The organism is Dokdonella sp. (assembly GCF_036518555.1).
Taxonomy (GTDB): domain Bacteria; phylum Pseudomonadota; class Gammaproteobacteria; order Xanthomonadales; family Rhodanobacteraceae; genus Dokdonella_A.
In genome coordinates this window covers 1-9,394 of sequence record NZ_DATDMY010000258.1, presented here as the reverse complement: position 1 = coordinate 9,394, position 9,394 = coordinate 1, and the positions used below count along the sequence as shown (strand labels likewise).

The window sequence follows — 9,394 nt, the reverse complement described above, 5'->3', positions numbered from 1 at the left end:
TCGAGCTCAAGGTGCTGATCGAGCAGATGCGCGAGCAGGTGCAGAACCTCGAATGAGCGGCAGCCTCTACATCGTCGCGGCGCCGTCGGGCGCGGGCAAGTCGAGCCTCGTCAACGCGCTGCTCGAGCGCGAGCCGGGCATCGCGCTGTCGATCTCGCACACGACGCGGCCGCCGCGGCCGAACGACCACGACGGCGAGCACTACCACTTCGTCAACCGCGGTGTGTTCGAGCGGATGATCGCCGACGGCCTGTTCCTCGAGCATGCCGAGGTGTTCGGCAACCTGTACGGCACCGCGCGCGCCGCGGTCGAGCCGCTGCTCGCGCAGGGCCGCGACGTGCTGCTCGAGATCGACAGGCAGGGCGCGCGCCAGGTGCGCGCGGCGATGCCGGGCTGCATCAGCGTGTTCATCCTGCCGCCGTCGCGCGCGGAACTCGAACGGCGCCTGCGCAGCCGCGCGTCGGACGACGCGCCGACGATCGCGCGGCGACTGGCGGAATCGCGCGAGGAGGTCGCCCATGCCGGCGATTTCGACTATCTCGTCGTCAACGACCAGTTCGCCGACGCGCTCGCCGACCTGCGCGCGATCGTCTCGTGCCAGCGCCTGCGCCGCGAGGCGCAGGCCAAGCGCCACGCGGCGCTGATCGCCGATCTGCTGAAGGCCGATTGAACGCCGCGCCGCGGCGCTGGCTGCGCGGCCACGGCTTCGGCTAAGGTAGCGCGCCGCGCGGCGCCGCCGCGCCTACGCCGACCACGGTCCCGTCCCACGTGAACGACTCCCACGCCAGCGCCGCCGCTGCCGCCCTCGTCGAGGTGCGCGGCCTGTCCACCGTGCTGAACGGCAAGGTCATCTTCGACGACCTCGAGCTCGACATCCCGCGCGGCAGGATCACCGCGATCATGGGTCCCAGCGGCACCGGCAAGACGACCCTGTTGCGCCACATCACCGGCCAGCTCGCGCCCGACGCGGGCAGCATCCGCGTCGACGGTCGCGACGTGCCGCGCCTCACGCGCGCGCAACTGTTCGATCTGCGCGAGAAGATCGGTTTCCTGTTCCAGAATTCGGCCCTGCTGACCGACTTCAGCGTGTTCGAGAACGTCGCGTTCCCGCTGCGCCAGCACCTGCGGCTGCCGGAAGAGCTCGTGCGCAACATCGTGCTGACCAAGCTGCAGGCGGTCGGCCTGCGCGGGGCGGCGGAACTCATGCCGAGCGAGCTGTCGGGCGGCATGGCGCGCCGCGTCGCGCTGGCGAGGGCGATCGTGCGCGACCCGATGCTGATCCTCTACGATGAGCCGTTCGTCGGCCTCGACCCGATCGCATTGAACCAGGTGCTCAAGCTGATCCGCACGCTCAACGACACCCTCGGCATCACGAGCATCCTCGTCGCGCACGAATTCGCCGCGGTCGCGCGTGCGGCCGACCTGGTCTACCTCATCGCGGGCGGCAAGGTGGTCGCGCGCGGCACTCCCGACGAGCTCCAGCGCGGCGATTCGCCGTGGACGCGCCAGTTCTTCGGCGGCGAGGCGGACGGCCCGGTGCCGTTCCAGTACCCCGCGCGCGACTATGCGCTCGACCTCGGTTTCCCCGCCGCCGCAGGCGACGCCGCATGAGCGCGCCACGCAAGCCTTCGATGGCCGGCGATGCCCTCGCGCAGGTCGGCGCGTGCGGACTGTTCCTGCTGCAGGTGCTCGGCACGTTGCCACGCAGCCTGCGCCATTTCGGCGAGACCGTGCGCCAGGTCTGGTTCGTCGGCGCGATGAGCCTCGTCATCATCGTGACCTGCGGACTGTTCGTCGGGGCCGTGCTCGGCCTGCAGCTCTACGACGTGCTGTCGCGTTTCGGCAGCGCCGCGATGAGCGGTACCGTCGTCGCGCTCGCGTTGTACCGCGAATTGGGCCCGGTGGTCACCGCGCTGCTGTTCGCCGGCCGCGCGGGCACGTCGATCACGGCCGAGATCGGTCTCATGCGTGCCACCGACCAGCTCGCCGCGATGGAGATGATGGCGGTCGATCCGCTCGCCTACGTCGTCGCACCGCGCTTCCTCGCCGGCATCGTCGCGATGCCGCTGCTCGTATGCGTCTTCAATGCGCTGGCGATCCTCGGCGCGCACGCGGTGTGCGTGAGCTGGCTCGGGCTCGACAACGGCACGTTCTGGTCGAACATGACGGCGGCCGTGGACGTGCAGACGGACGTGATCAATGGCGTGTGGAAGAGCGTCGCGTTCGGCGCGGCGTGCACGCTGATCGCGACGTTCAATGGCTACACGACGCCGCCGACGAGCGAGGGCGTGGCCTACGCGACGACGCGCACGGTGGTGTCCTCGTCGATCGTCGTGCTCGCGCTCGATTTCGTCATGACCGCGTTCCTGATGTGAGCGGACAGCGAAAGATTGAAACACGAAGGACACGAAGGACACGAAGGAAGAGCAGATTTTCAGCGAGGCTCCGCTCGGCGACGCAACATGCCGGTCAGAGTTCGCGACCACGAGGCGTTGAAGGATGTTTTGCCTTCCTTCGTGTCCTTCGTGTCGAATGCTTTTTGCTTTTTGCTTTTGGCTTTTGGCTTTCGGGCCCCCCGAGTTCCGGACAACAACCATGACCCAGCAACGACGTACGCACCAGATCGGCACCGGCCTGTTCATCGTGCTCGGCTTCGCCGCGCTCGCCTACCTCGCGACGCAGACGACGTCGGTGGCCAACTTCAGCCAGGGCGACAGCTATGCGCTCAAGGCGCGTTTCACCAACATAGGCCAGCTCAAGATGCGCGCGCCGGTGAAGCTCGCCGGCGTACGGGTCGGCTCGGTCGAATCGATCACGCTCGATCCCGCCAAGCTCGATGCGATCGTGCGCATCTCGATCGACAAGCACTACGCCGAGATCCCGGACGATTCGGCCGCCGCGATATTCACCAGCGGTTTATTGGGCGATCAGTACGTTGGCATCCAGCCGGGCGGTTCGCCCGACATGATGAAGGACGGCGACGAATTCGTGCTGACGCAGTCGTCGATGCAGCTGGAAGACCTGATCGGCAAATTCCTCGTCAGCGGCTCGCCGCAGAAGCCGGCGAACGGGCAGGGCGCATCCGCTGAGGACAAGGCCGAGCCCGCGCCGTCGTCCAAACCCTGACATTCCTTCCCGTACCCAGGAGTCATCACCCATGTTGCTACGCACGTTCGGCCTCGCCTTCGCCTGCCTGCTCGGTTGTGCCTCGATCGCGCCGGCACGCGCCGATGCGCCGACGCCGGACGCGGTCGTGCAGGGCATCGCGGACGACCTCGGCAAGGCGATCGAAGGCCACCAGGCCGAACTCAAGAACGACCACGAGAAGCTGATCAAGGTCATCGACGGCATCCTGCTGCCGCGCTTCGACATCGACTACGCGTCGATCCTCGTGCTCGGCCAGTACGCGCGCACGTCCACGCCCGAGCAGCGCACGCGCTTCGCCAAGGCGTTCTACAACTCGATCGCGCACCGCTACGCGGAAGGCCTGCTCAATTACACGCGGGGACGCGTCCGCGTCCTGCCGAGCAAGGGCGAACTCAGCGACAAGCGTTCGATCGTGCGTACCGAGGTCGTGCTCGACGACGGCAAGACGCTCGCGGTCGACTACGCGTTCCGCAAGACCAAGCAGGGCGAGTGGAAAGCCTACGACGTCATCATCGAAGGCATTTCCTACATCACGAACTACCGCAACCAGGTCGGCGCCGAGATCCAGAAGTCGAGCCTCGACGCCTTGATCGCGCGCCTCGAGACGCAGGGCGAGAAGGTGCTCGAGTCGATGGAGAAGGACCAGAAGGGCGGCTGATGGCCATGGGCGAACCACGCATCGAGCGCATCGACGCGCGCCGCGCGCGGATCGCGGGCCGGCTCGGTTTCCACGAGGCGGCCGCCGTCGCCGCGCGCTGGCGCGAGTTCGCCACGGGCGGCGACGACGTCGAACTGGACATTTCCGGCCTGCAGCAGGTCGACAGCGCCACGCTCGCGGTGCTGCTCGACTGGACGGCACGCCTGCGCCGCGCGGGCGCGCGCCTGCATCTCGCCGGCGCCCCGGCCGGCCTCGTGGCACTGGCGCACCTCAGCGATACCGAAGCCCTGCTCGGACTCTGATCCGGCATCGGCGGCGCGCCCGAGTCGCAGGATCACGCCGGAAAGCCCACGAGAGGAACGCACGCAGTGGCGTAGAAGCGGCTTGCCGCCGCGGTGCTTCGCGCGCACCGCGCGGCGCTCGTTCGCTCGTCTGGCAGCAGGCCTCGCCTCCGCTTGAACCCGCACGACCGCTGCAGGCGAAAGCGCCTCGCGCCTGCTGCGATTACGGCTGAACGCCGCCGTTCTTCTTTTCGTACTGGTGCTGTTCCTCGAGCAGCTGGTCGACGTCGACGTCGCCCGTACCCTGCATCTGCTCGATGACCTCGGCCGGCGGCTGGCCGTCGTAGATGTCGTAGAGGCGGCGCTGGCGGTAGGCGTCGCGATAGAACACGTACGGGTCGTACACGCCCTCTAGCAATCCCTCGGCCTCGATGCCGCGCGCGCGCAACGTGACGAGGTACATCAGGCTCGGGAACTGTTCGGCATGGAACTTCAGGTCGCGGTGATCGGCGTACCATCCGAGCGGGTCGACGTAGTGGTCGGCCGGAAGGCGCCAGACGTCGCGTGCCGACGTGGAGCCGACCAGCGGCAGCACGAGGTACGGGCCCTCGGGCACACCCCATTTCGCGAGGGTCACGCCGAAGTCCGTCTCCTGCGGCGGCAACTGCAATTCGCTGGCGGGGTCGAACAGGCCGACGAACCCGATCGTCGTGTTGATCGCGAAGCGCCCGGTATTGCGCAGGGCCGCCTTTGGCTCGACCTGCAGCAGGTCGTTGACGATCGTGATCGGCATGCGGATGTTGGCGAAGAAGTTCGCGATCACGCGCCGCATGTTCGCGCTCGTGATCTTGCGATAGGCCATCGCGGTCGGACGGATCACCGCCTTGTCGGCAGCGTCGTTGAACGCGTACATCTTGCGGTTGAAGCCTTCCCACGGATCGTCCGTGCGCGGCTTGGCGATCGTGCATCCGGCGAGGAAAGCGACGCACAAGGCCATCAGGCCCGCACGCAGTTGAGCGGTCGGTGTCGGGGACATCACGGGTCTCTTGGGTGCGGACGCAGGGCTCCGCAGACGTGGGTATTCCTTTCCACGATGCAAGGCTACGCGAATTCGGTGTGCGCATGCACCCATGTCGGGGCGCGGCGGTTTGTACCCTGTTCAGCGGGAGATTGCACCGCAGCAATCCGTGGCGCTACAATGCACGATCGTAAAGCCATGAATTGGCTTCAATTTTGGCGGAGAGCAAGAATGGCACGGATCACCGTGGAAGATTGCCTCGAGGTGGTCGACAACCGCTTCGAGCTGGTGCTGATGGCAACGCGGCGTGCGCGCCAGCTCGCCAAGGGTGCGACGGCGGCCGTCGACGGACACAACGACAAGCCGACCGTGCTCGCGTTGCGCGAGATCGCCGACCGCAAGGTCGATCACGCGATGATCGACGAGATCGACAAGCAGGAACGCGAGCGCAAGGAGCGCGAGGCTCTCGAATGGGCCGCGGCGGAAGTCGACGACGACCTGAGCAAGGGCGGCGACGACCTCTGATGGATCCCGCCTGCCCGGGCAGCCGATCCTACGGAGCAGCCTGACGGGCTGTGCCGGCGCCATGGTCACGACCACGTCCATGCGCGCGAAGGCGCCGGAGGCGAATCGGTCTCCGGCCGACATGCGGGCACTCGAACAGCAACTCGCCGCCTACCTGCCGCCGGAGCAGGTCGAGCGCGTGCGCCGCGCCTATGAGATAGGGGCGCTCGCGCACGCGGGGCAGACGCGCCGCAGTGGCGAGCCGTACATCACCCACCCGGTCGCGGTCGCCGGCATTCTCGCCGAACTCGGCATGGACGCGGAGACGATCGTCGCCGCGATCCTGCACGACACGCTCGAGGACACCGCGCTCACGTCCGAGCAGATCACCGCCGAGTTCGGCCAGCCCGTGATGGCGCTCGTCGACGGCGTCACCAAGCTCGACAAGGTGCGCTTCCGCAGCCGGCAGGAAGCCGCCGCGGAGAGCTTCCGCAAGATGCTGCTCGCGATGGCGCGCGACCTGCGCGTGATCCTGATCAAGCTCGCGGACCGCCTGCACAACATGCGCACGCTCGGCGCGATGGAACCGGACTCCCGCCGGCGCATCGCCCGGGAGACGCTCGAGATCTACGCACCGATCGCGCAGCGCCTGGGCATGAACCGCTTCAAGGCCGAGTTGCAGGATCTCGGCTTCCGCATGCTCCATCCGGATCGGCATCGCGTCATCGCCGAGCGCATCCGCGCCGTGCTCGGCAACCGGCGCGAAGCGATGGCACGCATCGAGGAGGCGGTCCATGGGCGCCTCGGCGCGGAACAGATCGCGCACCGCGTGGTCAGCCGGATCAAGTCGCCCTACAGCATCTATTCGAAGATGCGCGCGGAGCACAAGTCGTTCACGCAGGTGATGGACGTGTACGGCTTCCGCGTCGTCGTCGACAGCGCGGCACACTGTTACCAGGCGCTCGGCGCCGTGCACGCGCTGTACAAGCCGCTCGACGGCCGCTTCCGCGACTTCATCGCGATCCCGAAGGCGAACGGCTACCAGTCGCTGCACACGGTGCTGTTCGGGCCGTTCGGCGCGCCGATCGAAGTACAGATCCGCACGGAGGAGATGGACGCGGTCGCCGAGCGCGGCGTCGCCGCGCACTGGGCGTACAAGACCGATGCGACGCCAGCCAACAGCGCGCAGTCGCGCGCGCGCGAATGGCTGTCCAATCTCGTCGACCGGCAGACCGAGATGCCGTCGCCGCTCGAGTTCATCGAGAACGTCAAGGTCGACCTGTTCCCCGACGAGGTCTACCTGTTCACCCCGAAGGGACAGATCCTCGCCTTGCCACGCAACGCGACCGCACTCGACTTCGCCTATTTCGTCCACACCGACGTCGGCGACCACGCGGTCGCGGCGCGCGTGGACAAGCGTCTCGTGCCGCTGCGCACGCCGCTCGCGAGCGGGCAGACCGTCGAGATCGTGACCGCGCCGTCCGCGGCGCCGAGTCCGCAATGGCTCGAATGGGTCGTGTCCGGTCGCGCGCGCACGGCGATCCGCCATCATCTCAAGCGCCTGCAGCACGAGGATGCGGTCGAGTTCGGCCATCGCATGCTCGATCGCGCGTTCAGTGCGCTCGACGCGTCCCTCGAGGCGATCCCGCACGCCGCGCTCGAGCGCTACCTCGGCGAGCAGAAGTACAAGCGGCTGGAGGAACTGCTCGCGGACATCGCGCTCGGCAACCGCGCCGCCGAGCCGATCGCGCAGGCATTGCTCGCGGCGCAGGGCGAGCATCCGCACGTCGCGCGCAGCGGCAGCAGCGAGAAGATCCTCATCAACGGCAGCGAGCGCGGCGTGCTCAGCTTCGGCAACTGCTGCCATCCGCTGCCGGGCGACGAGATCATGGGCTACCTCTCCGCGGGCAAGGGCATCGTCGTGCACCGGCTCGAGTGTCCGAACGTGCCCGAGCTGCGCAAGTCGCCCGAGCGTTGCATCGAGATCGCCTGGGACGTCGACGTGCAAGGCGATTACAAGGTCGAGCTGCGCATCGAGGTCGCGAACCGGCCCGGCGTGCTCGCCCAGGTCGCGGCTGCGATCGCCGAGGCGGGTTCGAACATCGAGAACGTGGAGTACAAGGAACGCGACCTCACCACCGCGACGATGCTGTTCACGATCGAGGCGAAGAGTCGCAAGCATCTCGCCGACGTCATGCGGCGCGTGCGCCGGCTGCAGGTCGTGACCGCGGTGAAGCGCCACCCGGTGTGAGGCGCGCGCGTACCGCGCGCGCCCTTGCGCGAAGCCGGCCGCTCGCGCAAGCTCCGGCGGATAACCGCAAGCGGAGTTGCCATGTCGCGCACCATCATCCACACCGACCAGGCGCCGAAGGCGATCGGGCCGTACTCGCAGGCCGTGCGCGCGGGCGATACGGTCTACCTGTCCGGACAGATTCCGCTCGATCCGGCGACCGGAGAGCTCGTCGGCGGGGACATCAGCCGACAGGCGCGGCGCGTGTTCGAGAATCTGTCCGCGGTGTGCGCGGCCGCCGGCGGCTCGCTCGCCGACGTGGTGCGGGTCGGCATCTATCTCACCGACCTCGGCGACTTCGCCGCGGTCAATTCGGTCATGGCCGAGTATTGCAGGGAACCCTATCCGGCGCGCGCGACGGTGCAGGTCTCGGCGTTGCCGCGTGGCGCGCACGTCGAAGTCGATGCCGTGATGGTGCTGGGCGGCTGACCGGCCGGGACCGCGACGACCGGCGGCGCTCGGGTTGCGAGGGTCGGATCGGGATCGATGCCGGCACCGGAGCCTGGCCGGGACCGACGCCCGAGCCGGCGCGCGTCGAGCTCGCCCACGCGCGAGCGCTCGCGGAACGCGCCTTGCTAACCTAGTCACATGCCGTCGCGTGCCGTCCGTCCGTCCGTCGCCCTCGCCGACAGTGGCCTCGCGCCGCTGACGACGTTGTCCGGCGTCGGTCCGGCGCTCGCCGAGGCACTCGCCCGGCTCGGCCTCGCGCGCGTGCAGGATCTCTGGTTCCATCTGCCGCTGCGCTACGAGGATCGAACGCGCATCACGCCCATCCGCGACCTGCGCATCGGCGAGAGCGCGCAGGTCGAGGGCGTCGTCGATGCGGTCGAGCGCGGTTTCCGCTACCGACCGCAGCTGCGCGTCGCGCTCGTCGACGCGTCGCAGGCGACGCTCACCCTGCGCTTCTTCCATTTCAATCGCGCGCAGGCCGAACAGTTCGCGCCAGGAACGCGCATCGTCTGCTACGGCGAAGTGCGACACGGCGCGCACGGTCCCGAGATCGTGCATCCGGAGTATCGTCGCCTCGCAGCCGATGCGGTCGCTGCCGCGGAACAGGCACTGACACCGGTCTACCCGAGCACCGAGGGCCTCGGCCAGAAGCGCCTTGCCGGCGTCATCGCGCGCGCGCTCGAGCGGCTGCCCGGCGACGACGTGCTCGAGCTGATCCCCGCGGCCCTGCGCGAGCGGCTGGGCCTCGCTTCGCTGCGCGAGTCGCTGTTGCTGCTGCACCGTCCGCCGCCCGACGTCGACGTCGCCGCGCTGCTCGCGGGCCGCCATTCCGCGCAGCAGCGCCTCGCGTTCGAGGAGCTGCTCAGCCATCACCTGAGCCTCAAGCACCTGCGCGCGCAGGTGCGCGCGCACGGCGCGCGGCCGCTCGCGGGCGACGGCCGCCTGCGCGCCGCGTTGCGCGCGAACCTGCCTTATGCGCTCACGCGCGCGCAACAGCGCGTCGTCGCCGAGATCGAGCGCGACCTCGCGCGCGCGACGCCGATGCT

Annotated in this window: 10 protein-coding genes and 1 pseudogene; 10 read left to right on the top strand and 1 reads right to left on the bottom strand. The window is 68.5% G+C overall.

The features are described 5' to 3' along the window. Positions 1–52 precede the first annotated feature (52 nt). The 6 genes from gmk to VI238_RS14070 all read left to right on the top strand — a co-directional run bounded on the left by gmk (position 53) and on the right by VI238_RS14070 (position 4,107). Positions 53–670: a guanylate kinase gene (gene gmk, locus VI238_RS14095; protein ID WP_331652440.1), complete on the top strand. Its 618-nt coding sequence runs from the start codon at positions 53–55 to the stop codon at positions 668–670. Between the two features lie 98 nt (positions 671–768). After that, on the top strand, positions 769–1,611 hold the full coding sequence (locus VI238_RS14090; protein ID WP_331652438.1) for an ABC transporter ATP-binding protein: 843 nt from the start codon (positions 769–771) through the stop codon (positions 1,609–1,611). Then, positions 1,608–2,375 (top strand): lipid asymmetry maintenance ABC transporter permease subunit MlaE, encoded by a 768-nt coding sequence (gene mlaE / locus VI238_RS14085; protein WP_331652436.1) that lies wholly within the window; start codon positions 1,608–1,610, stop codon positions 2,373–2,375. The genes VI238_RS14090 and mlaE overlap by 4 nt, the downstream gene beginning before the upstream one ends. A gap of 220 nt (positions 2,376–2,595) precedes the next feature. Then, the gene (gene mlaD, locus VI238_RS14080; RefSeq protein ID WP_331652434.1) at positions 2,596–3,126 is read left to right on the top strand and encodes an outer membrane lipid asymmetry maintenance protein MlaD; all 531 of its coding nucleotides are present in this window, start codon (positions 2,596–2,598) and stop codon (positions 3,124–3,126) included. Between the two features lie 34 nt (positions 3,127–3,160). Continuing rightward, positions 3,161–3,805, top strand: a complete 645-nt coding sequence (locus tag VI238_RS14075; RefSeq protein ID WP_414650069.1) for an MlaC/ttg2D family ABC transporter substrate-binding protein — start codon at positions 3,161–3,163, stop codon at positions 3,803–3,805. Further along, on the top strand, positions 3,805–4,107 hold the full coding sequence (locus VI238_RS14070; RefSeq protein ID WP_331652430.1) for an STAS domain-containing protein: 303 nt from the start codon (positions 3,805–3,807) through the stop codon (positions 4,105–4,107). Before VI238_RS14075 ends, VI238_RS14070 begins: the two co-directional genes overlap by 1 nt. A 202-nt stretch (positions 4,108–4,309) precedes the next feature. On the opposite strand, the gene VI238_RS14065 is transcribed toward VI238_RS14070, so the two are convergent. Further along, a complete protein-coding gene (locus tag VI238_RS14065) occupies positions 4,310–5,122 on the bottom strand; it encodes a VacJ family lipoprotein (protein WP_331652428.1) in 813 nt (270 codons plus the stop codon). A gap of 213 nt (positions 5,123–5,335) precedes the next feature. Between VI238_RS14065 and rpoZ the strand changes: the two genes are divergently transcribed. From rpoZ to VI238_RS14045, 4 genes and pseudogenes are all read left to right on the top strand, one after another. Further along, positions 5,336–5,629 (top strand): DNA-directed RNA polymerase subunit omega, encoded by a 294-nt coding sequence (gene rpoZ, locus VI238_RS14060; protein ID WP_131999691.1) that lies wholly within the window; start codon positions 5,336–5,338, stop codon positions 5,627–5,629. A gap of 79 nt (positions 5,630–5,708) precedes the next feature. Further along, the gene (locus VI238_RS14055; protein WP_331652425.1) at positions 5,709–7,859 is read left to right on the top strand and encodes a bifunctional (p)ppGpp synthetase/guanosine-3',5'-bis(diphosphate) 3'-pyrophosphohydrolase; all 2,151 of its coding nucleotides are present in this window, start codon (positions 5,709–5,711) and stop codon (positions 7,857–7,859) included. 81 nt (positions 7,860–7,940) lie between these two features. Then, positions 7,941–8,327 carry a RidA family protein gene (locus tag VI238_RS14050; RefSeq protein WP_331652423.1) on the top strand — a complete coding sequence of 129 codons (387 nt, stop codon included), beginning with the start codon at positions 7,941–7,943 and terminating at the stop codon, positions 8,325–8,327. Positions 8,328–8,486: 159 nt separating this feature from the next. Next, positions 8,487–9,394 (top strand): annotated as a pseudogene (locus VI238_RS14045) (ATP-dependent DNA helicase RecG); the annotation flags it as partial.